Source organism: Micromonospora sp. CNZ280, from assembly GCF_011759515.1.
This window is the reverse complement of sequence record NZ_JAAOYP010000002.1, coordinates 529,155-554,854: the sequence shown is the minus strand read 5'-3', so window position 1 is coordinate 554,854 and position 25,700 is coordinate 529,155. Positions and strand designations below refer to the sequence as shown.

Annotated in this window: 23 protein-coding genes and 2 pseudogenes; 16 read left to right on the top strand and 9 right to left on the bottom strand. The window is 75.3% G+C overall.

The annotated features are described in order from the left end of the window. Positions 1 to 47: 47 nt before the first annotated feature. Complete coding sequence (locus FHX32_RS17565; RefSeq protein ID WP_167184009.1) at positions 48 to 797, top strand: DNA glycosylase; 750 nt, start codon at positions 48 to 50, stop codon at positions 795 to 797. A gap of 102 nt (positions 798 to 899) precedes the next feature. Here the strand turns inward: FHX32_RS17565 and FHX32_RS17560 are convergent. The 3 genes and pseudogenes from FHX32_RS17560 to FHX32_RS35165 all read right to left on the bottom strand — a co-directional run. Continuing rightward, positions 900 to 1,448: pseudogene (locus FHX32_RS17560) on the bottom strand (STAS domain-containing protein); the annotation flags it as partial. 61 nt (positions 1,449 to 1,509) lie between these two features. Next, positions 1,510 to 1,782, bottom strand: a complete 273-nt coding sequence (locus FHX32_RS17555) for a GlsB/YeaQ/YmgE family stress response membrane protein (protein ID WP_167184003.1) — start codon at positions 1,780 to 1,782, stop codon at positions 1,510 to 1,512. Positions 1,783 to 1,826: 44 nt separating this feature from the next. Continuing rightward, a complete protein-coding gene (locus FHX32_RS35165; RefSeq protein ID WP_486481156.1) occupies positions 1,827 to 2,333 on the bottom strand; it encodes an STAS domain-containing protein in 507 nt (168 codons plus the stop codon). Positions 2,334 to 2,480: 147 nt separating this feature from the next. Here FHX32_RS35165 and FHX32_RS17545 point away from each other — a divergent pair, with 147 nt between their 5' ends. Genes FHX32_RS17545 through FHX32_RS17535 form a run of 3 tightly spaced genes read left to right on the top strand, consistent with a single transcriptional unit; the run spans position 2,481 to position 5,166 of the window. Next, positions 2,481 to 3,155 carry a response regulator transcription factor gene (locus FHX32_RS17545; RefSeq protein WP_167184000.1) on the top strand — a complete coding sequence of 225 codons (675 nt, stop codon included), beginning with the start codon at positions 2,481 to 2,483 and terminating at the stop codon, positions 3,153 to 3,155. Further along, positions 3,152 to 4,507 (top strand): sensor histidine kinase, encoded by a 1,356-nt coding sequence (locus tag FHX32_RS17540; protein WP_167183997.1) that lies wholly within the window; start codon positions 3,152 to 3,154, stop codon positions 4,505 to 4,507. Before FHX32_RS17545 ends, FHX32_RS17540 begins: the two co-directional genes overlap by 4 nt. A gap of 50 nt (positions 4,508 to 4,557) precedes the next feature. After that, positions 4,558 to 5,166 (top strand): GerMN domain-containing protein, encoded by a 609-nt coding sequence (locus FHX32_RS17535; protein ID WP_167186084.1) that lies wholly within the window; start codon positions 4,558 to 4,560, stop codon positions 5,164 to 5,166. Positions 5,167 to 5,267: 101 nt separating this feature from the next. On the opposite strand, the gene FHX32_RS17530 is transcribed toward FHX32_RS17535, so the two are convergent. From FHX32_RS17530 to FHX32_RS35160, 3 genes and pseudogenes are all read right to left on the bottom strand, one after another. Continuing rightward, positions 5,268 to 5,768, bottom strand: a complete 501-nt coding sequence (locus FHX32_RS17530) for an anthrone oxygenase family protein (RefSeq protein ID WP_167183994.1) — start codon at positions 5,766 to 5,768, stop codon at positions 5,268 to 5,270. A 1-nt stretch (position 5,769) separates the two neighbouring features. Then, positions 5,770 to 6,612: an NmrA family NAD(P)-binding protein gene (locus tag FHX32_RS17525; RefSeq protein WP_167183991.1), complete on the bottom strand. Its 843-nt coding sequence runs from the start codon at positions 6,610 to 6,612 to the stop codon at positions 5,770 to 5,772. A 137-nt stretch (positions 6,613 to 6,749) separates the two neighbouring features. After that, positions 6,750 to 9,363: pseudogene (locus FHX32_RS35160) on the bottom strand (CDP-alcohol phosphatidyltransferase family protein). 86 nt (positions 9,364 to 9,449) lie between these two features. Here FHX32_RS35160 and FHX32_RS17510 point away from each other — a divergent pair. The 9 genes from FHX32_RS17510 (at position 9,450) to ahcY (ending at position 17,778) form a co-directional block, all read left to right on the top strand. Continuing rightward, positions 9,450 to 10,430, top strand: a complete 981-nt coding sequence (locus FHX32_RS17510) for a zinc-dependent alcohol dehydrogenase (RefSeq protein ID WP_167183985.1) — start codon at positions 9,450 to 9,452, stop codon at positions 10,428 to 10,430. 3 nt (positions 10,431 to 10,433) lie between these two features. Beyond that, positions 10,434 to 10,832, top strand: coding sequence for a 6-carboxytetrahydropterin synthase (locus FHX32_RS17505; protein ID WP_167186081.1), 399 nt, complete (start codon positions 10,434 to 10,436; stop codon positions 10,830 to 10,832). Beyond that, a complete protein-coding gene (locus FHX32_RS17500; protein WP_486481155.1) occupies positions 10,832 to 11,869 on the top strand; it encodes a glycosyltransferase family 4 protein in 1,038 nt (345 codons plus the stop codon). Before FHX32_RS17505 ends, FHX32_RS17500 begins: the two co-directional genes overlap by 1 nt. Further along, positions 11,866 to 12,693 (top strand): class I SAM-dependent methyltransferase, encoded by an 828-nt coding sequence (locus tag FHX32_RS17495; protein ID WP_167183982.1) that lies wholly within the window; start codon positions 11,866 to 11,868, stop codon positions 12,691 to 12,693. The genes FHX32_RS17500 and FHX32_RS17495 overlap by 4 nt, the downstream gene beginning before the upstream one ends. A gap of 139 nt (positions 12,694 to 12,832) precedes the next feature. After that, positions 12,833 to 13,714 carry a lysylphosphatidylglycerol synthase domain-containing protein gene (locus FHX32_RS17490; RefSeq protein ID WP_208418837.1) on the top strand — a complete coding sequence of 294 codons (882 nt, stop codon included), beginning with the start codon at positions 12,833 to 12,835 and terminating at the stop codon, positions 13,712 to 13,714. Positions 13,715 to 13,725: 11 nt separating this feature from the next. Then, on the top strand, positions 13,726 to 14,382 hold the full coding sequence (locus FHX32_RS17485) for a GTP cyclohydrolase II (RefSeq protein WP_167183976.1): 657 nt from the start codon (positions 13,726 to 13,728) through the stop codon (positions 14,380 to 14,382). Further along, positions 14,375 to 15,067, top strand: coding sequence for a dihydrofolate reductase family protein (locus FHX32_RS17480; RefSeq protein ID WP_167183973.1), 693 nt, complete (start codon positions 14,375 to 14,377; stop codon positions 15,065 to 15,067). The genes FHX32_RS17485 and FHX32_RS17480 overlap by 8 nt, the downstream gene beginning before the upstream one ends. 105 nt (positions 15,068 to 15,172) lie before the next feature. Next, positions 15,173 to 16,201, top strand: a complete 1,029-nt coding sequence (locus FHX32_RS17475) for an LLM class F420-dependent oxidoreductase (RefSeq protein WP_167183970.1) — start codon at positions 15,173 to 15,175, stop codon at positions 16,199 to 16,201. A 95-nt stretch (positions 16,202 to 16,296) separates the two neighbouring features. Further along, the gene (gene ahcY / locus FHX32_RS17470) at positions 16,297 to 17,778 is read left to right on the top strand and encodes an adenosylhomocysteinase (protein ID WP_167186076.1); all 1,482 of its coding nucleotides are present in this window, start codon (positions 16,297 to 16,299) and stop codon (positions 17,776 to 17,778) included. Between the two features lie 56 nt (positions 17,779 to 17,834). On the opposite strand, the gene FHX32_RS17465 is transcribed toward ahcY, so the two are convergent. Next, positions 17,835 to 19,058 (bottom strand): cytochrome P450, encoded by a 1,224-nt coding sequence (locus tag FHX32_RS17465; protein WP_167183967.1) that lies wholly within the window; start codon positions 19,056 to 19,058, stop codon positions 17,835 to 17,837. 161 nt (positions 19,059 to 19,219) lie between these two features. Between FHX32_RS17465 and FHX32_RS17460 the strand changes: the two genes are divergently transcribed. Genes FHX32_RS17460 through FHX32_RS17450 form a run of 3 tightly spaced genes read left to right on the top strand, consistent with a single transcriptional unit; the run spans position 19,220 to position 22,877 of the window. After that, positions 19,220 to 20,377, top strand: a complete 1,158-nt coding sequence (locus tag FHX32_RS17460; protein WP_167183964.1) for an NAD(P)-dependent alcohol dehydrogenase — start codon at positions 19,220 to 19,222, stop codon at positions 20,375 to 20,377. A 35-nt stretch (positions 20,378 to 20,412) separates the two neighbouring features. Continuing rightward, positions 20,413 to 21,609, top strand: a complete 1,197-nt coding sequence (locus tag FHX32_RS17455) for an LLM class flavin-dependent oxidoreductase (protein ID WP_167183961.1) — start codon at positions 20,413 to 20,415, stop codon at positions 21,607 to 21,609. Continuing rightward, positions 21,606 to 22,877: a cytochrome P450 gene (locus FHX32_RS17450; protein WP_486481154.1), complete on the top strand. Its 1,272-nt coding sequence runs from the start codon at positions 21,606 to 21,608 to the stop codon at positions 22,875 to 22,877. Before FHX32_RS17455 ends, FHX32_RS17450 begins: the two co-directional genes overlap by 4 nt. Before the next feature lie 13 nt (positions 22,878 to 22,890). Here the strand turns inward: FHX32_RS17450 and FHX32_RS17445 are convergent, their stop codons facing one another. Both FHX32_RS17445 and FHX32_RS17440 read right to left on the bottom strand, forming a co-directional pair. Further along, positions 22,891 to 24,087, bottom strand: a complete 1,197-nt coding sequence (locus FHX32_RS17445; RefSeq protein ID WP_167183958.1) for a cytochrome P450 — start codon at positions 24,085 to 24,087, stop codon at positions 22,891 to 22,893. Then, positions 24,084 to 25,388 (bottom strand): condensation domain-containing protein, encoded by a 1,305-nt coding sequence (locus FHX32_RS17440; RefSeq protein ID WP_167183955.1) that lies wholly within the window; start codon positions 25,386 to 25,388, stop codon positions 24,084 to 24,086. The genes FHX32_RS17445 and FHX32_RS17440 overlap by 4 nt, the downstream gene beginning before the upstream one ends. Positions 25,389 to 25,700 lie beyond the last annotated feature (312 nt).

Sequence of the window (25,700 nt, the reverse complement as noted above, 5' to 3'; positions counted from 1 at the left end):
CCGGGTATCCGCCGCCATGCCCGCACCGTCCCGCCGAGGCCGCTGACGTGCCCGAAGGGCACCTGATCCACCGGTACGCCCGCGAGCAGCACGCAGCGCTCGCCGGGCAGGTGCTCGCGGTCTCCAGCCCGCAGGGCCGGTTCGAACCCGGCCCGTACGACGGGCGGCGGCTGCGCGCCGTGGAGGCGTACGGCAAGCACCTGCTCTACCACCTGGACAACAGCCCGACCCTGCACGTGCACCTCGGCATGCGCGGGCTGTTCCTGCGGTACGACGACCCGACCGCCGCCCCGCGCGCCGGGGTGCGGATGCGGCTGGCCGGCGCCGCCGTCGCGTACGACCTGATCGCCCCGATCCGGTGCGAGCCGCTCCCACCCGGCGGTGAACGCGCGCTGCGGGCCTCGCTCGGGCCGGACCCGCTGCGCGCCGACGCCGACCCGGCGGAGGCGGTCCGCCGGCTGGCCGCCGCACGCGGCGCGGTCGGCGCCGCGGTGCTCGACCAGGCGGTCTGGGCGGGCATCGGCAACGCCTGGCGGGCCGAACTGCTCTTCCTCGCCGGTCTGGACCCGGACACCAGGGACGTCGGGCCGGAAACGGCCCGGCGGCTGTGGGACCTCGCGGTGCGGCACCTGGCCCTGGGCCGCGACGCCGGCCAGGTGGTCAGCGACCCGACGGCCCCGGACGAGCGATGGGTCTACAAGCGGCGCGAGTGCCGCCGCTGCGGGGCGCCGGTGCGGGTGTGGGAGCTGGGCGGGCGGTCGGCGTACGCCTGCCCGGTCGACCAGCCCCGCGGCTGACCCGCGCGGCGGGGCGGCTCACCGGACGGGGGCGGCCGCCGCATGCCGGGCGGCACCCGCACCGGTTTCCGCCGGCTCGCCGGGGCGGGCCGGCCGGGACACCTCCGCGACGGCCTCCTCGACGGTGTCGAAGACCGGGAAGAGCCCGTCCACGCGCATCGTGTGCAGCACCGTGCGGATGTAGCGGGACGGCGCCGCGAGGCACAGCACCACCCCGCGCTCGCGGGCGTCCCGATGGGCGCGGACCAGCAGCCCGAGCCCGGTCGGGTCGATCAGGTGGACCCGGGCCAGGTCGACCACCACGTGCCCGCGTACCTCGACCGCCCCGTGCAGGGCCGCGCGGAGCGCGTCGCCCCCGTCCAGGTCGATGTCGCCGGCGACGCTCACCACCGGGACGTCCTCGAGGTAGTCGATGCCGAGCACCTGGCCGGGGTGGCCGCCGCCGCTGGGGTCGGTCGGGTCGGGCGGCAGCGGGGCGCAGCGCGGGCAGCGGTGCGGGCCGGTGGCGAACGGCGAGCCGCTCCAGCCGTGCTCGGACACCAGCGTCCAGACCACCTCGGCGTCCGGCAGCACGCAGGCCGTCGCCCGGACGGTGTCGCCGCAGGCGTCGCAGATCAGCGTCATCAGGTTCTCGTCGGGTACGACGGTCATCTCCTCTTCCTCGCGTTCTGCCCGGGCCCGTCGACCCTCGCGACCGGTCCGGCAACCCGGATCAGGTCGGATCGGATCCCTCCCGTCCGGTGGTGAGCGCGACCAGGGCGACGCCGGCCACGGCCGACCCGACCTGCACGACGAGGTCGAGCGGGCCGAAGCGGCCGCCGGCGTCGGCCAGGCCGACCACCACCGTGCCCAGCACGGCGGTGACCACCCCGACCACCAGCGCCAGCCAGACCGGAACGGCGCGCAGGCCCGGTACGGCGAACCGGCCCACCGCCCCGACGGCGAGGCCGACGGCCACCGCCGTGCCGAGACCGGTCGCGGTCATGCTGTCCTCCTCGGTACTCGGCCCGCGGTCCGTGGCGCGGGCGGTCACGACGGCGAGGCGACCGCCGCCCTGCTGTACGGGCGGCCGTTCGGGCCGCTGGAGCGGGCCGCCCCACCGGCCGGCGAGGGGGTGGTGCCGGCCGGTGGGGAAGCCGTGCCGGCCGGCGGGGGAGCCGGGCCGACCGGTGGGGGTGGCGCGTCGGGAGGCGGTGGTGGCGCGTCCGTGGGCGGGACCCGTTGCCCGGTCTCGGTCACCGACAGCACCTGGTCCAGCCGGGCGGTCTGCAGGATCTTCCGGATCCGCGGGCTCGGGTCACGCAGGCTCAGCACCGCCTGCCGGCGGGCGAGCCGGCGGTGCACGTCCAGCAGCAGCCCGATGCCGGCGGCGTCGACGTGCCGGCAACCGGCCAGGTCCACCACCACGTGCCCCGGGGACAGTGCCAGCACCCGGTCGAAGACCAGGCCCGTCACCGACAGGCCGGCCCGGTCCAGTTCCGTGGTGAGCGCCACCTCGATCAGTGGCACCGACCACCCTGGCTGCTGCTCCGTCACCGGTCGCCCTCCTGCCCGTCGGCTCCGGAACTCACCCTGCCGGCCCCCCTTGGCACTGGACACGCGGTTGCATGACAGTTATGTGACAAATCCGTCCGGCGCCGGACAGGGCTGGGCGCCCGGCAGGGCGCCGGGGATGATGCGGGTATGACGGGCGTACTGGTGATCGAGGACGACGACCGGATCCGCCTGGCCCTGCTGCTCGCCCTGGAGGACGAGGGGTACACGGCACGTGGGGCGGCCACCGCGGAGGAGGGACTGCGGGCGCAGCGTCAGGACCCGGCCGACAACGTGCTCGTCGACCTGATGCTGCCGGGGCTGGACGGCTTCGAGTGCATCCGGCAGCTGCGCCGCGACGACGACGTGCCGATCGTGGTGATCAGCGCCCGCGACGACACCCACGACATCGTCGCGGCGCTGGAGGCGGGCGCGGACGACTACGTGGTCAAGCCGGTCGCGATCAAGGAGCTGTCCGCGCGGCTGCGCGCCCTGCGCCGGCGCGCCCGGGCCGCCGCCCCGGCGGTGTCGGTGCTCACCTTCGGCGAGCTGGAAGTCAGTCCGGAGGCCGGTGAGGTGCGCCGCGGCGGGCAGCCGGTGCCGGTCACCCGCACCGAGTTCCGGCTGCTCTGCGAGCTGGCCGAGCACGCCGGACGGGTGCTGTCCCGGCAGCAGCTGCTGAGCCGGGTGTGGGGCTACGACACCGGCGACGAACGGCTCGTCGACGTGCACGTCGGCCGGCTCCGCCAGAAGATCGAGAGCGACCCGGCCAACCCGCGCCACCTGGTCACGTTGCGTGGGCTCGGCTACAAGTTGCAACGATGAGGCGGCTCGGCCTGCGGGCCCGGGTCACCGCCGGCTTCGCCGTCGGCGCGCTGCTGCTGGCCGCGTCGATGGCGCTGGTGTCGTACGAGCTGACCCGGCGGTCCCTGCTCGACGAGCGGGAGCGCACCGCGCTGCGGGCGGCGTACTTCGACGCGGCCGTGGTACGTACCGGCCTGGACGCCGAGGCGCCCGACGTGGCGGAGGTGCTGCGGTCGCTGGACACCGGCGGCAACCGCCGCCCGCTGCTGTACCGCGGCGACCAGTGGTACCTGCGCAACGCCGACGACGGGCTGACCGCCGCCGTCCCCGCCGAGCTGCAACGCCTGGTGCGCGGCGGGGAACCGGCGATACAGCGGGTCCGGATCGACGGCCAGCCGGCCCTGCTGGTCGGCGTGCCGCTGGCCGAGGCGGTCGGCTACTACGAGGTGACGTCGCTGCGGGAGCTGGAGGAGACTCTCCAGGTCCTCGCCCTGGCGCTCACCGCGGTCGCCATCGTGGTCGCCGGGTCCGGCGCCGCCGTCGGCTGGTACGCCACCCGGCACAGCCTGCGGCCGCTCACCGCGGTCGCCGACGCGGCCGAGAAGATCGCGGCGGGCAGCTTCACCGCCCGGCTGGCGCCGACCACCGACCCGGACCTGACCCGGCTCTCCACCTCGTTCAACCACATGGTCGACCAGCTCGCCCGGCGGATCGAACGGGACCGCCGGTTCGCCGCCGACGTGAGCCACGAGCTGCGTTCACCGTTGCAGACGCTGTCCGCCGCGGCCAGCGTGCTGGCCAACCGCCGGGAGCACCTCGACGAGCGGACCGCGCTCGCCGCCGGCCTGGTGGCCGACGAGGTCGCCCGCTTCCAGCAACTGGTCAACGACCTGATCGAGCTGGCCCGCAGCGACCGGCCGGCCGACCGGGCGCCGGTCGACGTGGCGGCCCTGGCCCGGGAGGCCTGCCGGTCCCGGTCCCTGCCCGATTCGCTGGTGCGGGTCGCACCCGGCACCGCGACCACCTGGTCGGTGGACCGGCGCCGGGTGGAGCAGATCCTGGTCAACCTGCTCGACAACGCCGTGCGGTACGGCGGCGGGCCGGTCGCGGTGCGGCTGGCCCGGCGGGGTGCGACGGGCGTCGTCGAGGTCGACGACGAGGGCCCCGGCGTGCCGGTCGCCGAGCGGGAGGCGGTCTTCGACCGGTTCGTCCGGGCCCGGGCCGCGCACGCCCGGGCCGGCGGCGACGGCAGCGGCCTCGGGCTGGCCCTCGTCGCCCAGCACGCCGCCACCCACGGCGGCCGGGCCGAGGTCGGGGACCGCCCCGGCGGCGGCGCCCGGTTCCGCGTCGAACTGCCGGAGGCCCTCCGATGAGCCGTGACCCCGCCGGAACCGTACCGGGCCCGGCCGCCCGAACCGGGCACATGGCCACCACGACCCGGTGGATCCGGCGCACCGCGGCCCGGGTCCGCCCGGGCCGCCGGGCCGTCCTCGCCGCGTTGGTCCTGCTGCTCACCGGGTGCGGCGTGCCGGTCGAGGACGCCCCCCGCACCGTGCCCGCGCCGCGCGGCCCGTTCCCGTCGGCGGCGACCGGCGAGGCGACCTCCCCGGCGGGCCGGGTCGCCGAGGTGCTCTGCTTCGTCCGCGACGACCGCCTGGTCCCCGTCGAGCGGCGGTTGGACGCCGCCCCGACCGCCGACGCCCAGCTGGCCCACCTGCTCGCCGGCCCGAGCGCCGTCGAACGGGACCGGGGGCTGACCAGCTCGCTGCCCGGCGCTGTCGGCGGCGCCACCGTCCGGATCACCGGTACCCACGCGGAGGTCGAGGTCGACGCGGTCGACGACGAGGCGGGCCGCAGCGACGAGGTGCTCGCCTTCGGGCAGCTGGTCTGCACCCTGACCGCCCGCGCCGACGTGGAGACCGTGTCGTTCCTGCGGCGCGGGCAGCCGCTCGGCGTACCGCGGGCGGACGGGTCGCTGTCCCGGCAGGCGCTCAGCGCGGCCGACTACACCGATCTCATCACGCCGCGCTGACCCGCGCGGCCCCGGTCCGCGCGCGGTCGCGGTGCGGCGCGGTGTCCCCGCGACCGGCTCCGGCGCGTCGGCCGGCCCCGGGAACCGGGTTGCGGCGCCGCTCAGCCGGTCAGCCGGCCGTGCACCACCAGGGCCCAACTGAGCAGGGCGAACGCGGCGGTCGAGGCGACCGCGCGGAGGACGTTCCAGCGCACCCAGGTGGCGGTGAAGCGGTCCCGCACCGCGGCCAGGTCGGCCACCCGGTCCGGATCGCCGGCGGCCGCCAGCTGGTTGTTCAGCGGCACGTTGACAGTCCCGGTGACGACCAGCACCACCAGGTAGAGCAGCAGCGCGGCGAGCAGCCACGGCAGCACGGCCCGGTGCCCCGAGCCGAGGTGCAGCACCGCCGTCAGCGCCGTGCAGGCCAGCGCGCCGAGGAAGCAGACCAGGAACCAGCCGTTGAGGATCGACTCGTTGATCCGCTGCATGGCGACCACCAGGGTCCGGTCGTCCGCCCGAACCAGGCCGGGCATCACCGCGTAGGCGAACGCCGCGAACAGCCCGGCCATCAGGCCGGTGGACACCGCGGCGGCGAGCAGGCTGAGCGTACCCAGCACGGTCATCTCAGGCCGCCCACACGCCGGTGGCCGCGGTGGCCCGCGCGTACCCGGTGACGTCCCGGGGCGGGCGGCCCAGGGCCCGCCGCACCCCGTCGGCCAGACTGGCGTTGCGCCCGTCGAGGACCTGGGTGAACAGGTACGTCAGCAGCGCGACCTCGTCGGCCGGCGCGCCGGCCCGGCCCAGCGCCGCGGTGTACTCGGCGGCGGGCACCGAGGTGAACCGGACCGGCCGGCCGGCCGCGGCGGCGATCTCGGCGACCACCTCGGCGAACGTCAGCAGCCGGGGACCGGTCACCTCGTACACCTCGCCGGCGTGCCCGTTCCCGGTCAGCGCGGCGACGGCGACGTCCGCGACGTCGTCCGCGTCGACGAACGGCTCCGCCACGCCGTCGACCGGCAGCGCCACCTCGCCCCGCCGTACGTCGTGGACGAACGGGCCCTCACTGAAGTTCTGCTGGAACCAACTCGCCCGCACCACCGTCCACCGGCCGCCGGCAGCGTCCACCACCTGCCGGACCGCCCGCTCGGCCTGCTCGGCCTCGGGTTCACCCCGGCCGGAGAGCAGCACGACCCGGTCCACCCCGGCGGTGACCGCCAGCCGGGTGAACGACTCCACCGCCGCCACCGCGCCGGGCACCGCCAGGTCCGGTTGGTACGACAGGTACACCGCGCCGACCCCGTCCAGCGCTGCCGGCCAGGTGGCCCGGTCGGTCCAGTCGAACGGTGGCGTGCCGGTCCGCGAACCGCGCCGGACGGGCCGGCCGAGCGCGGTGAGGCGGTCGGCGACGCGGCGGCCGGTCCTGCCGGTGCCGCCGAGCACCAGCACCGGCTGTTCGTTGATCGTCATGTCCTCCATCCAACGCCGTGTGCCCGCCCGCGGCCATGCGCGGGACGCGCGACCACATACGTGCGCGTCTCACCGCCGGCCGCCGGCCGCCGGCCGTCAGCCGTCGGCTACCGGCCCGCCGGACACCGGTCCGTCGGTCAGCGACCGTAGGCCCGGCTGGCCGGCGGGCCGGCGCTGAACGCGGTCAGGAACCGGTCGCGGAAGGCGTCCATCGGCCAGACCGGCGCGTCGGGTTCCGGCCGCAGCCCGTCCTGCCAGCCCCAGCCGGCGACCCGGTCGAGCACCGTCGGGTCGGCGGCGACGATGCTGATCGGCACGTCCCGGCTGGCGTCGTCGCCGGTGACCACCGGGGCCGGTTGGTGGTCGCCGAGGAAGACCAGCACCAGGTCCCGGTCCCCGTACGTCTCCAGATAGGAGATCAACGTGCGCAGCGAGTACTCGACGGCCCTGCGGTAGCCGGCGCGGGGCTGCGACTTCGGGTTGCTGACCGCCGCGTCGTGGTAGACGCTGCCGTCGCCGACGGCGGTCCAGTCGATCACCTTGGGGATCCGGGTCCAGGGGGAATGGCTGGAGATCAGCGGGATCTCGGCCATCAGCGGCGGGCGGTCGGCGACGTCCCGCTCCCGGCGTTGGAAGGTGGCCAGCGTGTACTGGTCGGGCATCGGGGCGTAGCTGAACTTCGGCCCCCGGTAGTCCAGGCCCGCGGCGTCGTAGTACCGGTCGTAGCCGAAGAAGGAGCCCTCCGGCCAGGGCTGGGTGGCGGCGGGCATCACCCCGACGGTGTCCCAACCGGCCCGTCGGAAGGCGCCGCCGAGGGTGAGCCGGTCGCTGGCCAGCAGGCTGCGGTGGCGCTGCTCGTTGTCGATCCACAGCCCGGACAGCAGTGTGTCGTGTGCCAGCCAGCTGCCGCCCCCGGTGGTGGGCGAGGTGAGGAAGCCGCTGCGGGCGTTGAACCCGGCCGCCCGCAGCCGCTCGGTGCCGGCGTCCAGCACCTCGCCGACCCGCGCGAACTCCGGGTCCTCGACCGCGTCCCGGCCGTAGCTCTCCACGAAGGCGACGATCACGTCCTTGCCGCGCAGCGCGGTGAGCAACTCCGCACCTGGGGTGTGCCGGAACGGGTCGGCGCCCACCTGCGCGGCGAACGCCTCCCGGTCGCGCAGCCGCGCCTGCGCCTGCCGGGCGTGGTCGCGCACCAGCGCGGTGGCGGCGGTGTCGGCGACCGGCACGCCGGGAGCGACCCGTACCCCGGTGGCCGCGGCGACCACCCAGAGCACCACCAGCACGGCGACCACCCGCCGCGCCCCGACCCCGTGCCGGGCGGCCAGCCCGGCCAGCCGCAGCGCCGCCCCGGTGAGGGTCAGCACCAGCGCCACGACCAGCACCAGCACGCCGACGACCGCACCGGTGCCACCGGCTGAGCCGAACGAGTCGGTGAGGAAGCCGACCGCGTCGTCGAGCAGCGCCCAGTCCAGCACCACGTCGAACGGCCGGCCCAGCGCCGAGCGGAAACCCAGGTCGGCGAGCTTCAGCACGGCCAGCAGGGCGAGCAGCGTCCCGGTCGCGGCGGCCACCACCCGCCGCGGCCGGCCCGGCAGGGCGAGCAGCAGGGCGGCCACCAGCAGCCCCTCCAGCGGAATGCGCAGGAAGGCGGCGGGGGTGAGGTGCCCGGGCCGGCTCGGCAGGGTGAGCGCCGCCAGCACCAGCAGGCCGGCGAGCACGGTGGTCACCCGTGCCGCCACGGCCCGGCCCCGCCGGCGGCCACTTCCGGCGGGGGTACCCGCCGCGTCCGCTCCCACCGCGTGCTCCGATCCGGTGTCCGGGGTGGAGCCGCGCGGTGGGGCGACGGAAGCCACGGGTCCGGTCGACGATGGCCGGGGTGGGGTCTGGGTCGACATCACGGCTCCCGGGTCAGCGCAGCGACAGCACGGGCGGGGCCACCGGCAGGTCCCGGCCGCCGGCCGGCTCGCCGGTTCCGGCCGGGTGCCGGCGGACCGGCAGCGTCACCCGGCCGGCCGGCAGCGCCGGCGCGGGCACGGTGCGGCCGGCCCCTGGATCGGCCGGGACCGTCCGGTGTCGCCACAGCCAGCCGACGTCGTGGCCGAAGGACTCCACCAGCAGCGCCAGCGCCACCGCCAGCACCAGCACGGTCAGCGGCCGGGGCAGCGCCCCGGACGCGGCGACCAGCAGCAGCACCCCCTGCACGGCGGCGACCACCTTGCGCCAGTAGCGGGCCGGCAGCGGCCCCCGCAGCCAGGGCAGCACCCGGGCCGCCGCGACGAAGGCGTACCGCATCGCGCCGATCGCGAGCACCCAACCGCCGGCCGACGGGGCCACGTACAGGCTGAGCACCAGGATCAGGAACGCGTCGACCTCCATGTCGAAGCGGGCGCCGAACGCGCTGGCCGTGTCGGTGCGCCGGGCCACCCGCCCGTCCACCGCGTCCAGCAGCAGCGCGACAGCGGTCAGCGCGACCAGCACCCCGACCGGGGTGGGCCGGTGCGCGGAGTCCGCCACCAGCGCGGTCACGCCGCCGACCAGCACCGCCCGGGTCAGCGTCACCCGGTCCGCCGGGCCCAGCCCGGCCGCCGCGCAGCGGTGCAGGCCCCGGCTCAGCACGGCGCAGCCGACCGCCGCGTACGCCATCCCGGCGAGCCAACCCGCACCGTCGAGACCGACAGTTCCGGCGAGACCGGCGAGCAGGACAATCTGGAAGATCAGCCCGATCACCGGACCAGTTCGAACCGTGGGCACCGTGCCTCCGTGTCTATGATCGACAACCCCCTGCCGGGGTACACGGAAAATCCGGCCGTTCGGTTCGGTCGGGTGAGGAGATGCCGGTGACCCGCGAGGCCCACGCCTTCTGGCTCCGCGCGCCGGGCCAGGGCGAGATCCGCCCGGTCCGGCTGCCCGCGCCCGGCCCCGACGAGGTCCTGGTCCGCACCCGCTGGACCGGGGTCAGCCGGGGCACCGAGACGCTCGTCTTCGCCGGCCGGGTGCCGGCCAGCCAGTACGCCGCCATGCGCGCCCCGTTCCAGGAGGGCGACCTCCCGGCCCCGGTGAAGTACGGCTACCTCAACGTCGGCGAGGTCGAGCAGGGCCCGGACCACCTGCGCGGGCGGACCGTCTTCTGCCTCTACCCGCACCAGACCGCGTACGTCGTACCGGCCACCGCGGTGGTGCCGGTGCCGGACGCGGTGCCGCCCGCCCGGGCGGTGCTGGCCGGCACCGTGGAGACCGCCGTCAACGCGCTCTGGGACGCCCCGCCGCTGGTCGGCGACCGGGTCAGCGTGGTCGGCGGGGGGATGGTCGGCTGCTGCGTGGCCGCCCTGCTCGCCCGGTTCCCCGGCGTCCGGGTGGAACTGGTCGACGTCGATCCGGCCCGCGCCGCGGTGGCGGCGGCGCTGGGCGTGCAGTTCGCCACCCCGCAGCGGGCGACCGGCGACCGGGACCTCGTGGTGCACGCCAGCGCCACCGGCGCCGGCCTGCAACGCGCGCTGGACCTGCTCGCCCCGGAGGGCACCGTGGTCGAGCTGAGCTGGTACGGCGACCGCCCGGTGCAGGTGGCGCTGGGCGGGAACTTCCACTCCGGCCGGCTGACCGTCCGCGGCAGCCAGGTGGGCGCGGTGGCGCCGGCCCGCCGGGCCAGCCGCGGCTTCGCCGACCGGCTCGCGCTCGCCCTGGAACTGCTCGCCGACCCCGCGTTCGACGCGCTGATCACCGGCGAGTCGCCGTTCGCGGAGCTGCCCGACGTGCTGCCCCGACTGACCACAGGCAGCCTGCCCGCCCTGTGCCACCTCATCAGCTACGACGGGAAGTGACCAGTGTTCAGCGTGACCGTCCGGGACCACATGATGATCGCCCACAGTTTCCGGGGGGAGGTCTTCGGCCCCGCCCAGCGGCTGCACGGGGCGACCTTCGTGGTCGACGCCACCTTCCGCCGCGCCGACCTGGACGCCGACGGCATCGTGGTCGACATCGGGCTGGCCACCGAGCAGCTCCGGGCCGTCCTCGCCGAGCTGACCTACCGCAACCTCGACGACGAGCCGGCGTTCGCCGGCGTGAACACCACCACCGAGGTGCTGGCCCGGACGGTCGCCGACCGACTCGCCGACCGGGTGCGCGCCGGCGACCTGGGCCCGGGCGCGCGCGGACTGGCCGGCATCACCGTCACCCTGCACGAGTCGCACATCGCCTGGGCCAGCTACGAACGGTCCCTCTGATGGCTGTGGTGCACGTCGTGCTGCCGAACGACATCGACGACCCGGCCCGGCCGAGCGGCGGCAACCACTACGACCGCCGGCTCTGCCAGGGGCTCGCCGCCGCGGGCTGGTCGGTGCGCGAGCACGCCGTGCCCGGCGGCTGGCCCGACCCGACGCCGGCCGAGCGGCAGGGACTGGCCGGGCGGCTGACCGCGCTGCCCGACGGGGCCCTGGTGCTGGTGGACGGCCTGCTCGCCTCGGCGGTGCCCGAGGTGCTGACGCCGCAGGCCCGCCGGCTGCGCCTGGTGGTGCTGGTGCACCTGCCGTTGGGCGGCGAGGCGGAGGACGCCGCGCTGGCGGCGGCGACCGCGGTGGTCACCACCAGCGAGTGGACCCGCACCCGGCTGCTGGCCGCGTACCCGTTGCCGGCCGACCGGGTGCACGTCGCCCCGCCGGGCGTGGACCCGGCACCGGTGGCGCCCGGTAGCACCGCCGGCACCGCGCTGCTCTGCGTCGCCGCGGTGATCCCGCACAAGGGACACGACGTGCTGGTGGACGCCCTGGCCGCGGTCGCCGACACCCGCTGGACCTGCGACTGTGTCGGGCCGGTGGACCGGGATCCGGACTTCGTCGCCGGGCTGCGGCGGCGGATCGACGCGCACCGCCTCACCGGCCGGGTGCGGCTGGTCGGCCCGCTGGCCGGGGAGCGGCTCGCCGCCGCGTACGCCGGCGCCGACCTGCTGGTGCTGGCCTCGCGCGGCGAGACGTACGGCATGGTGGTCACCGAGGCGCTGGCCCGCGGGATCCCGGTGCTGGGCACGGCGGCCGGCGGGCTGCCGGAGGCGCTCGGCCGGGCGCCGGACGGCACCCCGCCGGGGCTGCTGGTGCCGCCCGACGACCCGGCGGCGCTGGCCGGCGGCCTGCGCCGGTGGCTGGGCGACCCGCCGCTGCGTGACCGGCTGCGCGTGGCGGCCCGCGCCCGGCGGGACACCCTCGACGACTGGACGCTGACCGCGACGCTGACCGGCAAGGTGCTGAAGGAGGCGATGCCGGCATGACGGCTTCCCTGCCACCGGACTTCGCGCGCTGGCTCGCGCTGCGCGAGCCCGCCGACGCCGCGGCCCGGGCAGCGGACCTGGTGGACCGGGCCCGTGGCCGGCTGGCCGGCGCCGGCCCGCTGGTGGTCCACGACCTCGGCGCGGGCACCGGTTCGCTGGGCCGGTGGCTGGCCCCGCGCCTGCCCGGCCCGCAGCACTGGGTGCTGCACGACGGCGACGCGAACCTGCTGCGCCGGGCCGACGCCGGGATGGCCGGCCTGGCCGCCGCCGACGGCGCGCCGGTCACGGTCGCCACCCGGCAGGGCGACCTGACCCGGCTCACCGCCGCCGACCTCGCCGGCACCTCGCTGGTGGTCGCCTCCGCGCTGCTCGACATGCTCACCGCCGACGAGGTCGACCGGCTGGTCGGGGTGTGCGCCGGCGTGGGCTGTCCGGTGCTGTTCATGATCTCGGTGACCGGGTGGGTGGAGCTGACCCCGGCCGACCCGCTGGACGGCGAGGTCGCGGCGGCGTTCAACGACCACCAGCGCCGCACGGTGGCCGGCCGCGCGCTGCTCGGCCCGGACGCGGTGGAGGCGACCGTCGCCGCGTTCGCCCGGCGCGGGGTCGGCGTCGACGTGCGGCCCAGCCCGTGGCGGCTCGGCCCGGACCAGGCCGAGTTGGCGGCCGAGTGGTTCGCCGGCTGGCTGGACGCGGCCTGCGAGCAGCGACCGGAGCTGGCCGGCCCGGCCGAGGCGTACCGCCGGCGGCGGTTGGCCGACGCGGCGGCCGGCCGGCTCGGCGTCGTGGTCCGGCACAGCGACCTGCTGGCCGGCGGTGATTGAACCGCCCGGCCCGCCGGCACGTGCCTACCGGCAGGGAGATCAGGCGGGGAGGGCTCGGGTGGGGGCAGAGGCGGACGGCGCCGCGGCGACGCGGCCGGCGCGACGGCCGGGTTGGGCGTGGGTGCGTACGCTCGCCGGAATGGGCGTGCTCGCCGGCCTGCTCGGTTGGTTCGGGGTCGGTCCGTTCCTGGCCGGGCTGCGGCTGATCGACGCCACCGCGCTCGTGGCGGCGCTCGGCATCGGCGTGCTCACCACGGTCTGCTGCGCCTGGCGATGGAGCCTGGTCGCCGGTGGGCTCGGGGTGCGGTTGCCGCTGCGCACCGCCGTGGCGCACGTCTACCGCGCGGTGTTCCTGAACGCGACGCTGCCCGGCGGGGTGCTCGGCGACGTGCACCGGGCGGTGCGGCACGGGCGGGACGTGGGCGACGTCGGCCGGGGCATCCGCGCGGTGGTCTGGGAACGCGTCGCCGGCCAGGCCGTGCTCGCCGGGGTCGCGCTGGTGGTGCTGCTGGCCTTCCCGTCCCCGGTGCGGCCGTACCTGCCGGTGGTCACCGCGTCGGCGGTGCTGGCCGGGCTGGCTGTGGCGCTGCTGGCCAGGTCGCTGCCCCGCTCCGGGCCGTCGCGGTGGGCGCGGGCGGTGCGCACCGCGGCGGCGGACGTCCGCGCCGGGCTGCTCGCCCGGCGGACCTGGCTGGGCGTGCTGACCGCTTCCGCCGTCGCGGTGGCCGGGCACCTGGCGACGTTCCTGCTCGCGGCCCGCACCGCCGGTTCCACCGCGCCGCTGACCCTGCTGGCGCCGCTGACCCTGCTCGCCCTGCTGGCGATGGGGGTGCCCGCCAACGTCGCCGGCTTCGGACCGCGTGAGGGCGTGGCCGCGTGGGCGTTCGGCGCCGCCGGCCTGACCGCCGCCGAGGGGGTCGCCACCGCGACGGTGTACGGGGCGCTCGTGCTGGTCGCGAGCCTGCCCGGCGCCGCCGTGCTGGTGGCCCGCCGTGTCCGCGTGCCCGCCGGCACCGTCTGATGAGGAGTTCCATGTCCGAACCACTGCCACCCGCCACCGTCCGGACCCAGGTCACCGTCCCGCTGCGCTTCCCCGACGGGTACGCCACGGACGCCCGGGTGTTCACCTTCGACGGTCTGGCCGACGGCCGGGAGCACCTGGCGTTCGGGCTGGGGGACTGGCCGGGGGCCCGCGACCGGGGTGCCGCCGGCGGCGCCGCGCCACTGGTCCGCCCGCACAGCGAGTGCCTGACCGGCGACGTCTTCGGCAGCCGGCGCTGCGACTGCGGACCGCAGCTGCGGGAGGCGGCCGAGCGGATCAGCGACCGGGGTGGCTTCCTGCTCTACCTGCGCCAGGAGGGGCGGGGCATCGGCCTGTACGCCAAGCTCGACGCGTACGCGCTGCAGGACGCCGGGTTGGACACCTACGAGGCGAACGAGGCGCTCGGCCACCGGCCGGACGAGCGGGACTACACGGTGGCCGCGCAGATGCTCGCCGCCCTGGGCGTGCCCCGGATCGCGCTGCTGAGCAACAACCCGGACAAAGCCGCGCAGTTGCGCCGGCACGGCGTGACGGTGGCCGGGCGGGTCGGCACCGGGGTGTACCTCTCCCCGGTCAACGCCGGCTACCTGGCGACCAAGGCCAGTCGCGGCGCGCACGCCCTCGACCTCCCGCTGGTCCGTGACTGAGCGCCCGTACGTCGTGCTCAGCTGCGCGACGTCGATCGACGGCTACCTCGACGACGCCAGCGAGCAGCGGCTGCTGCTGTCCAACGCGGCCGACCTGGACCGGATCGACGGCGTCCGGGCCGGCTGCGACGCGATCCTGGTCGGCGCCGGCACGGTGCGGCGGGACGACCCGCGGCTGCTGGTGCGCTCGGCGCAGCGCCGGGCCGCCCGCGCCGACCGGGGCCTGCCCGCCTCACCGACCCGGGTCACCCTGACCGCGACCGGTGACCTCGACCCGGCCGGGCGGTTCTTCACCGTCGGCGAGACCGAGCGGATCGTCTACTGTGCCGCCGCCGTGGTGGAGAAGACCCGGGACCGGCTCGGCGCGCTGGCCGAGGTGGTGGACGCGGGCGAGCCGGTCGACCCGGCGTGGGTGCTGGCCGACCTGGCCGCCCGGGGCGTAGGCCGGCTGATGGTGGAGGGCGGCGCGAACGTGCACCGGCAGTTCCTCACCGCCGGGCTCGCCGACGAGCTGCACCTGGTGGTCGCGCCGTTCTTCGTCGGCGACTGCCGCGCGCCGCGGTTCGTCGGCGACGGCCGGTTCCCGTGGCATCCCGGCCGTCGCGCCCGGGTCGCCGAGGTACGCCGGATCGGCGACGTGGTGCTGGTGCGCTACGCCCTGTCGGACCGCTGCGCCGAGGGCTGACCGGTCGGTCGCGGTTGACGACGCCGCCACCCGGCGGCGAAGGTGGCGGGAACCGGCGACGCGGAAGCCCGGCGCGTGCCGCATCCACCACCACGAGGGGGTCCAGTGCGGCTGAGTGTCATCCTGCCCTACGCCGGCGACGTCCGGGCCACCGTCGAGCGGGCGGTCGCCTGGGAGCAGGCCGGCGTCGACGTGCTCTGGGTGCCCGAGGCGTACGGCTTCGACGCGGTCACCGTGCTGGGTTTCCTGGCGGCCCGGACCCGGCGGGTCGGCCTCGGGTCGGCGATCCTGCCGATCTACACCCGCACCCCGACCCTGCTCGCGCAGACCGCCGCCGGGCTGGACGCGCTCTCCGGCGGCCGGGCGCTGCTCGGCATCGGCGCCTCCGGACCGCAGGTGGTGGAGGGCTGGCACGGGGTCGCCTACGACCACCCGGTGGGGCGTACCCGGGAGGTGGTCGAGCTGTGCCGGCGGGCGTGGCGCCGGGAGACGCTGCGCTCCGAAGGCCACTACCGGCTGCCGCTCCCGCCGGAGCGGGGCACCGGGCTGGGCCGGCCGCTGAAGATGCTGACCCGCCCGGTGCGGGAACGGATCCCGATCTACGTGGCGTCGCTCGGCCCGGCCAACGTCCGGATGACCGCGGAGGTCGCCGACGGCTGGCTGCCGGCGCTGTTCCTGCCCGAGAAGGCGGCGCAGGTGTGGGGGGAGGCGTTGGCCGCCGGCGGGGCGAAGCGCTCGGGCGAGCTGGACCCGCTGGAGGTGGTCGGCGGCGGCCCGTTCGCCATCGGGTCGGACCTGGCCGCGGCGCGCGAGCACGCCCGCCGCTGGATCGCCCTCTACGTCGGCGGGATGGGCGCCCGCGGCCGCAACTTCTACCACGACCTGGTGGTCCGGTACGGCTACCCGGCCGAGGCGGACCGGATCCAGGAGCTGTACCTGGCCGGGCGCAAGGCGGAGGCGGCCGCCGCCGTGCCGGCCGAGCTGCTGGAGGCGGTCTGTCTGATCGGCCCGCCCGGCCACGTCCGCGAGCGGGTGGCGGCGTACGCGGCGGCGGGCGTCACCATGCTCCAGCTCGCGCCGGTCGGCCCGGACCCGCTGCGGGAGCTGGCCGCGGTACGCAAGCTGCTGCCGTAGCTGTTCAAGCGTGGAATTTCGCCGGACGACCGGCGGGGCGACCCGGCGTTACGGTGAGGCACCGTTCCGTGTCCACCGTCCGATTCGGAGAGTCCATGACCACGACACAACCGTTGACCGTCGCCGCCGATCCCACCGGTCCCGGCCGGGACTTCAAGGTGGCGGATCTGTCGCTCGCCGAGTTCGGGCGCAAGGAGATCCGGCTCGCCGAGCATGAGATGCCGGGTCTGATGGCGATCCGTCGTGAGTTCGCTGAGGCGCAGCCGTTGGCGGGCGCTCGGATCACGGGTTCGTTGCACATGACCATCCAGACCGCCGTGTTGATCGAGACGTTGGTGGCGTTGGGTGCGCAGGTGCGGTGGGCGTCGTGCAACATTTTCTCCACGCAGGACCACGCGGCTGCGGCGATCGTGGTGGGTCCGGATGGCACCCCGGAGGCGCCGGCGGGTGTGCCGGTGTATGCGTGGAAGGGTGAGTCGCTTCAGGAGTACTGGTGGTGCACCGAGCAGGTGTTGACGTGGCCGGATGGTCAGGGTCCGAACATGATCCTCGACGATGGTGGTGACGCCACCTTGCTGGTGCACAAGGGTGCGGAGTATGAGAAGGCTGGTGTCGTGCCGCCGGTGGAGTCGGCCGACTCGGAGGAGTTCGCGGTCATCCTCGGTCTGTTGCACCGTTCGCTGGCTGAGGATGGTCAGCGGTGGACCCGGATCGCGTCGGGGATCAAGGGGGTGACGGAGGAGACCACCACCGGTGTGCACCGGCTGTATGAGATGCACCGGGCGGGCACGTTGCTGTTCCCGGCGATCAACGTGAACGACTCGGTGACGAAGAGCAAGTTCGACAACAAGTACGGCTGCCGGCATTCGTTGATCGATGGCATCAACCGGGCCACCGATGTGCTGATCGGTGGGAAGATGGCCGTGGTCATGGGCTACGGCGATGTGGGTAAGGGTTGCGCGGAGTCGCTGCGCGGGCAGGGCGCGCGGGTGGTGGTGACCGAGGTCGACCCGATCTGCGCGTTGCAGGCGGCGATGGACGGCTACCAGGTGGCCACCCTGGACGACGTGGTGGAGCAGGCGGACATCTTCGTCACCGCGACCGGTTGCTTCAACGTGATCACCAACGAGCACATGGCGCGGATGAAGCACCAGGCGATCGTGGGCAACATCGGTCACTTCGACAACGAGATCGACATGGCCGGGTTGGCCAAGCGCTCGGACGTGACCCGGGAGAACATCAAGCCGCAGGTCGACCTGTGGCGCTTCGACGACGGGCACGCGATCATCGTGCTGTCCGAGGGTCGGCTGCTGAACCTGGGCAACGCCACCGGTCACCCGAGCTTCGTGATGTCGAACTCGTTCGCCAACCAGACCATCGCGCAGATCGAGCTGTACACCAAGACCGACGAGTACCCGATCGGCGTGTACGTGCTGCCCAAGCACCTGGACGAGAAGGTCGCCCGACTGCACCTGGACGCCCTCGGCGCCAAGCTGACCCAGCTCACCAAGGAGCAGGCCGCCTACCTCGGCGTCTCAGTGGAGGGGCCGTTCAAGCCGGAGCACTACCGCTACTGACCAGTGCGAGAAGGGCGGGGCGGCATCGGCCGCCCCGCCCTTCGGGGTACCCACGGTCAGTCGACCGGGAGCACCCGCTCGTACCGGATCCGCAGCGAGGTGAGCCCACCCAGCGCCCGCGGCGTGCCCGGCGGCAAGGCGGCCAGCTCGGGCGCCACCACCCGGCGCAGGAAGGCCGACAGCGCGAGGTTCGCCTGCAGCCGGCCCAGCGTGGCGCCGAGGCAGTAGTGCGGCCCGGCACCGAAGCTCAGGTGCTGCTCGGCGCGGTCCGGGTCGAGCCGGTCGGGGTCGGCGAACCGCTCCGGATCCCGGTTCGCCTGCGCCAGCACGATCACCATGCTGTCGCCGGCGTGCAGCCGCGCCCCGCTCGGCAGGGTGGTGTCCTGCTTGACGTGCCGCCACAGGCACTGCACCAGCGGGGTCAGCCGCAGCAGCTCGTCCACCAGGCCGGGTATCTTCGCCGGCTGGGCGCGCATCCGGTCGGCCAGCGCCGGCTCGGTGAGCAGGCTGTAGAGCCCGCTGGCGATCAGGCTGCTGGTGGTCTCGTGCCCGGAGACGACCAGCAGCCACAGGCCGTTGACCACCTCGGCCCGGGAGAGCCGCTGGTCGCCGCTGCGGCTGGCCAGCATGGCGCTGACCACGTCGTCCCCCGGCTCGGCGGCCCGGGCGTCGACCAGCCGCTCCAGGTAGCCGCGCAGCTCGCCGGAGACCCGGTCCACCTCGGCCGGGTCCACCGGGTTGGACGGGTCCATCGAGCGGGAGATGAAGTGCGACCAGTCCTGCACCCGCTGCCGGTCGTCCTCGTCGGCGATTCCGAACAGCGCGCACAGCACCCGGATCGGGATCGCGTACGCGTACTCCCGCACCACGTCGCACCCGGTGCCGCCGAGCCGGTCCAGCAGGGCGTCCACCACCTGAGCGGTGGGCTCCGCCGCCCGGGCGGCGTGGGCCGCGAACGCCTGCCCGACCAGCAGCCGGTGCCGGGTGTGCTCGGGCGGATTCAGTTCGATGAACGGAGCGTCGGCGTACCGCTGCTCCTCCTCGGCGCTGACCTCGCCGGCCGCGGCCCGCTGCTGGTACCAGCGGCTGTCTCGCGGGTCGACGCTGACCGCGGGATCGGCCAGCGCGGCCTTGGCGTCGTCGTGGCCCAGGACGATGACCTTCCCGTCCGCGTCCACGACGACCGGGCCCTTGTCCCGCCACTCCCGGTACACCGGGTACGGGTCGGCCTGGTGCTTGACGTACATGTCCTCGATACGGTCGACAATCGCCGGTTGCATGAGCATCCCCTGACCGGTCGGCCTCTGACAGTGGCTGTCGAGGCTATGTCCCGTCGCGGAGCCAGGACAACGCGCTCGGATTGCGCGACCTCGCACCCGGTGCCGCCCGGGCGGCCAGGCCCCTATCCTCGCGTCGTGGCGGTCGGGCGGAGGCGGCGACGATGCGGGTGACCGCCGCGGTGGCACCCGCTCCCGACCACCCGCTGCGCCTGGAGGAACTGCGCCTCGACGGCCCGGGACCGGGCGAGGTACTGGTCCGGATCGTCGCCTCCGGGGTCTGCCGCACCGACGCCGACGCCCGCTCCGGCCGCTCCGCCTTCCCGCTACCCGGCGTGCTCGGGCACGAGGGCGTCGGCCGGGTGCTCGAGGTGGGACCGGGCGTCCGGTCGCCGGCCGTCGGCCAGGCCGTGCTGCTCGGCTGGCCGGCCTGCGGAGGTTGCCGGCACTGCCGGGGCGGCCGGCCACGGTACTGCGCCGACCTGCCCGGGCTGCTCTTCGGCGGGCGCCGCCCGGACGGGGGCGCGGTGTTCCGCCGCGCCGACGGCACCCCGGTGGCCGGGCGCTTCTTCGGCCAGTCCTCGTTCGCCAGCCACGCGGTGCTGCCGGCCCAGGCGCTGGTGCCGGTACGCACCAGCCTGCCGCTGGCCGCGGTCGCCGCGCTGGGCTGCGGGATCAGCGCCGGCGCCGGGGCGGTGCTCTACGCGGCCCGCCCGGAGCCCGGCGCGTCCGTGGCGGTGTTCGGCGTCGGCGCGGTGGGACTGGCCGCCGTGATGGCCGCCCGGTGCACGGCGGCCACCACCATCGTGGCCGTCGACCGCGATCCCGCCCGGCTGGCCCTGGCCCGCCGGTACGGCGCCACGCACACCGTCGACGTGACCGGGGTCCGCAACGTGGCCCGGGCCGTCCGGGAGCGCTGCGACGGGCCGGCCGACGTCACGGTGGAGTGCACCGGAGATCCCCGGGTGGTCCGGCAGGCCGTCGACGCGGTGGGCATGCCGGGGACGTGCTGCCTGGTCGGGGCCGCCCGGCCGGGCGAGACGTTCGCCGTGGACCAGCAGACCATGCTGCGTGGCAAGCGGATCCAGGGCTCGCTCGGCGGCGAGGGGCGCCCCGAGGAGCTGGTGCCGGCGCTGCTGCGCCTGGCCGAGCAGGGCCGGTTCCCCTTCCCCGAACTGGTCGCCTTCCGGCCGTTCGACGACCCGGAGGCGGCGCTCGCCGACCTGCTCGCCGGTGCCGCGGTCAAGCCGGTGCTCGTGCTGGAACCGGCCGCGTTGACGGCGCGGACCGACGGATGTGAGGGTTCCGGACGATCGCGCTGAACGGTGCGTGCCCGTTCGCTCACCCGGGGGGCGCCATGTCTCTGCAGCTCTACTGGTTCATCCCCGCCCACGGCGACGGTCGGGAGGTGGCCAGGCCGCGCGCCGGCGGGCCACCCGGCGTGGCCGCCCCGCGCCGGGATCCGGACATCGACTACCTGGCCCAGGTGGCCGGCGCCGTCGACCGGCTCGGCTTCACCGGGGCGCTGGTGCCGTTCGGCATCTTCTGCGAGGACCCGTGGCTGGTCGCGGCGGCGCTGAGTCAGCGCACCGCGCGGCTGCGCTTCATGGTCGCCTTCCGCCCCGGGCTGCTCTCGCCGACCCTGGCCGCCCAGATGTCGGCCACCTGCCAGCGGATCTCCGGCGGCCGCCTGCTGCTCAACGTGGTGGTCGGCGGCGACCCGGAGGAGCAGCACCGCTACGGCGACTGGCTGGCCCACGACCAGCGGTACGCGCGGGCCGACGAGTTCCTCGCCGTGCTGCGCGGCGCCTGGTCGGGGCCGGTGGACCTGGACGGGGAGCACTACCGGGTGGCCGGTGCGACGGTGATGCGCCGGCCGGATCCGCCGCCGATCTTCCTCGGCGGCTCCTCCGCCGCCGCGCAGCGGGTGGCGGCGCGCCGGGCCGACGTCTTCCTCACCTGGGCGGAACTGCCCGCGCAGACCGGCTCGCTGGTGGGCGGAGTGCGGGCGCTGGCGGCCGAGGCGGGGCGGGAGATCGCCTTCGGCACCCGGTTCCACGTGATCAGCCGGGACACCTCGGAGCAGGCCTGGGCGGTGGCGGACGCCATGACGGCCAACCTGGATCCGGCGCTGGTGGCCCGGACCCAGGAGCGGTTCCGCCGCAGCGACTCCGAGGGACAACGCCGGATGGCGGCGCTGCACGGTGGCCGTACCGACCGGCTGGAGATCTATCCGAACGTGTGGGCCGGCTACGGCCTGGTCCGCCAGGGGCCGGGGATCACCCTGGTCGGGTCGCACGAGGAGGTGGCCGACCGGATCGCCGAGTACCACGCCCACGGGCTGGACCACCTGATCCTGTCCGGGCAGCCGCACCTGGAGGAGGCGTACTGGTTCGGTGAGGGGGTGATGCCGGCGCTGCGCCGCCGGGGCCTGCTGGCCGGGGCGGACGGGCCGGACGGGGCGGACGGGCCGGACGGCGCGGACGGCGACCGGGCGGAGCCGGCGCCGCCACACCGCCGGGCCGGGCAGCGCCCGGAGGTGTCCGTCCGGTGAGCCCGCAGCTGACCCGGGCCGCCGCCGTCACCGGCAGCCTCGCCGACCCGGCCACCTATCTGGACGGTCCGCCGTTCGCCGAGTTCGCCCGCCGCCGCCGGGAGGCGCCGGTCAGCTGGGTGGCCGAGGTGCCGCTGCGGCGGCACTCGGCCCGGGGCACGGTGGTGCAGCGGGTCGGCGGCTACTGGGCGGTCACCGGGCACGCGGCGGTGGTCGCCGCGTCCCGGCGACCGGAGGTCTTCTCCTCCGCCGAGCGCGGCGCGTTCCTCGCCGATCCGACCTCCCGGGCCGATCTGGAGCGCTCCCGGCAGTTGCTGGTCGGGATGGACCCGCCCGCGCACACCCGGTTGCGCCGGGTGGTCACCGCCGCGTTCACCGCCCCGGTGGTACGCGGCATGCGCGCGGCCATCACCGAGCACGCCCGGCAGATCGTACGGCGGGCGACCGCCGCCCAGCCGGTGGACGCGGTCGCCGAGGTCGCCGCCGAGCTCCCGCTGCTGGTCCTCGCCGACCTGCTCGGCATCCCCCGCGAGGACCGCGGGCTCTTCCTGCGCTGGAGCAACAACCTGGTCGGCTTCGACGACCCCGCCTTCGGCGGCGGGGACGTGGAGGTGTTCAAGCAGACCTTCGTCGAGGCGTTCGGGTACGCCCTCACCGCGGCGAAGGCCCGCCGGCGCGACCCCGGCGACGACCTGGTGAGCCGGCTGGTGACCGCCGAGGTGGACGGCCGCCGGCTCACCGAGAGCGAGTACTGCCACCTGTGGCTGCTGCTGGTGGTGGCCGGCAACGAGACCACCCGGCACCTGATCTCCGGCGGCCTCGACCTGCTGGCCGACCGTCCCGACCTGGCCGACCGGCTCGCCCGCCAACCGGACCTGGTACCGACCGCGGTGGACGAGATGCTGCGCTGGACGACGCCGATCATGCAGTTCCGCCGGACCGCCGTGGTCGACACCGAGCTGGCCGGGCAACCGATCCGGGCCGGGGACAAGGTGGTGCTGTACTACATCTCCGCCAACCGGGACGAGTCCGTCTTCGACCGACCGGAAACCTTCCTGTTGGATCGCAGTCCCAACCCGCACCTCGCGTTCGGGGTCGGGCCGCACTTCTGCCTCGGCTCGCACCTGGCCCGGGTGGAGGCCGCGGTGCTCTTCGAGGAGTTGGCGCCGCACCTGCCCCGACTGCGCCGTACCGGCCCCGCGGTCCGGCTGGAGTCGAACTTCATGAACGGCCTGAAGCAACTGCCGGTCACCTTCGCCGCCGGCTGACTGGCGCGTCTCCTCAGTTGCACACCACGCGCACCGGAACCCGGTCGTACCCCCGGAAGCCCAGTCCGGTGCGGCGGTGGGCCGGGCCGGTGGCCTCGAACCGGCGCAGCCGGGTGGCGAGGTGACCGAAGACCGCCGCGCCCTCGACCCGGGCCAGGGTGGCGCCCAGGCAGTGGTGCGGGCCGGAGCTGAACGCCAGGTGCGGGTTGGGGGAGCGGGCCAGGTCGATCCGGTCCGGCTCGGGGAACCGCCGCTCGTCGCGGTTGGCGGAGGCGAGCAGCAGCACCACCACCCGGCTGGCCCGGATCACCCGGTCGCCGACGGTGACCGGCTCGCGGACCACCCGGGACGTGGCGTGGATCGGGCAGTCCCAGCGCAGGAACTCCTCCACCGCGCCGGGCGCGAGGCCCGGGTCCCGGCGCAACCGGTGCAGCAGCTCCGGGCGGTGCAGCAGCAGCGCGCCGCCGGTGGAGAGCAGGTTGGTGGTGGTCTCGAAGCCGGCGAAGAACAGGAAGATGACGTTGTCGACCAGCTCCGCCCGGCTGATCGTGCCGGCCGCCTCGGCGTCGCTGAGCAGGTGCGACAGCATGTCGTCGCCGTCCCGGCCGGCCCGCTCGCGCAGCAGCCCGCCGACGTAGCCGCGCAGCCAGCCGACCGCCCGGACGGCGTCCGCCCGCTCCTGCTCGGTGGGGGCGCCCGAGCCGAACATCCGCCCCAGCGCGACGGCGTGCGGCTGCGCCTCCGCCCGGTCGGCCACCGGGATGCCGAGCAGTTCGGCCGCCACCGTGACCGGCAGCGGGTAGGCCAGGTCGGCGACCAGGTCGGCCGCCGGCGCGTCGGCCATCGCCGCGAACAGCTCCGCCACCAGCTCGACGATCCGTGGCCGCAGTGCCGCCACGGTACGCGGATTGACCGTCCGGGCCATCGCCCGGCGCAGCGTCGAGTGCTGCGGTGGGTCCCGGTTGAGCACGGTGGCCCGGAAGAACTCGGTCAGCTCGTCGGGCTCGCCGGAGAGCCGGTAGACCAGGTCGGGAAACTCGTGGCTGAGCCGCGGGTCGGTCAGCAGGGCGGTGACGTCGGCGTGCCGGGTGACCGCCCAGGCGCCCGGCCCGGCCGGCACCACCCGGCCGGCGGCGCGCAGCTCGGCGTAGTGCGGGTACGGGTCGGCGAGCCCGGCGACCTCGGCCTCGTCGTAGCGGAGCACGGTCACACCCGGGTCAGGCTGAGCGGCTCCATTGGCCGGGCGGCCGCCGCCCGGGCCAGGGCGAGGTAGTCCGCCAGGAACTCCTCCGCCCAGGCCGGCTGGAACCGGTCGGTGGTGTAGAAGAGCATCGCCTGGCAGGCGCCGGTGTGCTGCGGGATCAGCCCCAGCTCCAAGCCGAACCGGCTGCCCAGCGAGTCCGGCGTGTACAGCTCGAACTCCACGCCGCGGGCCTGCACCTTGGTGCCCGGCGGCGGGGTGAGCAGCATCTGGAACACCACGTCGTCGGCCCGGCCGGAGGTGTTCTGCAGGTTCAGCGGCAGCATCTGGTACGGGATGCCCTCGTGCAGGAACCCGTCGATGACGGTGCCCCGGACCCGGCGGACCACCTCGACGAACGGAGCGTCCGGATCGACCTGGTTGCGCAGCACCACCATGTTCGCGAAGAAGCCGACGGTGGTCTGGACGCCCTTGACCGACCGGTTCGCGAACAGCGACGCCACGGAGATGTCGGTCTGCCCGGTGCGCTGGGCCAACAGCAGGTAGTACAGCGAGAGCATCACCGCGAACGGGGTGGTCCGCTCGCCCCGGGCGACCGCCTTGAGCCGGTTGAACACGCCGGCGTCGATGGTGGCGACCTCGATCCCGGTGGGCCGGCCGCCGTCGGTGGCCGGCACCGCCGGCGGCAGCTCGACCAGCTTCATGCCGCGCAGCTGCCGGATCCAGTAGTCCTGGTGCACCTTCAGCGCCCCGCTGGTCAGCTGCTCGTGCTGCCACCGGGCGAAGTCCGGGTACTGCCACTGCACCGGGGGCAGCCCGGGGTCGCCGTCCGGCCCGGCCTCCAGGAACCGGATCAGATCCTGCAGCACGATGCCGCACGACCAGGCGTCCGAGACCAGGTGGTGCATGTTGAGGCAGAGCATGTGCTCGTCCGGTCCGAGCCGCCACAGGGTGACCCGCAGCGGGTGCCGGCCGACGTCGACCGGCGTGTGCAGCTCCCGCTCGACGGCCTCGGCGACCACCGCGTCGAGCCGGTCCGGCTCGGCGGCCAGCGGCACCACCTCGAACGGCGGTGGCAGGTCGTCGTGGATGTGCTGGACGAGTTCCCGGCCGCGGCGTACCAGCGTCGTCCGCAGCGCCTCGTGCCGCCCGGTCAGCCGGCCCAGGGCCACCTGGAGCTCGGTGACGTCGAGCGGGCCGTGCAGCCTGCACACGACGGGGCAGTTCAGCGACGCGGTGTCCGGGCGGTAGTGCTCCAGGAACCACAGTAGACGTTGACCGATGGATGCCGGCGCCTCCCGATGAGCCATGGGCAGCAACATAGTGGGCTGCCGTGTCGCTGGCGAGAAAACTCATCGGCCGAAAATGTAACCCATCGTCATCGTCGGATAACCAACAGACATCGATGTCGAACTCGATGCCGATTGCGCGGGCGGCCTCGCGTTCATAGCTTTGTGTCCGCGCTCCGTGACGAGACGTTGCGGTAGGGGGCTGAGCAGCAATCTGTCCATTTCGGAGCGCACTGTGCCATTTGGCGGATCGAATTGGTCGAACGGACCGGACAAAGCGCAGGCGAAGTTGCATTCAAGACAACTCGGGGGAGTGCCTTGTCGATGCCCGCA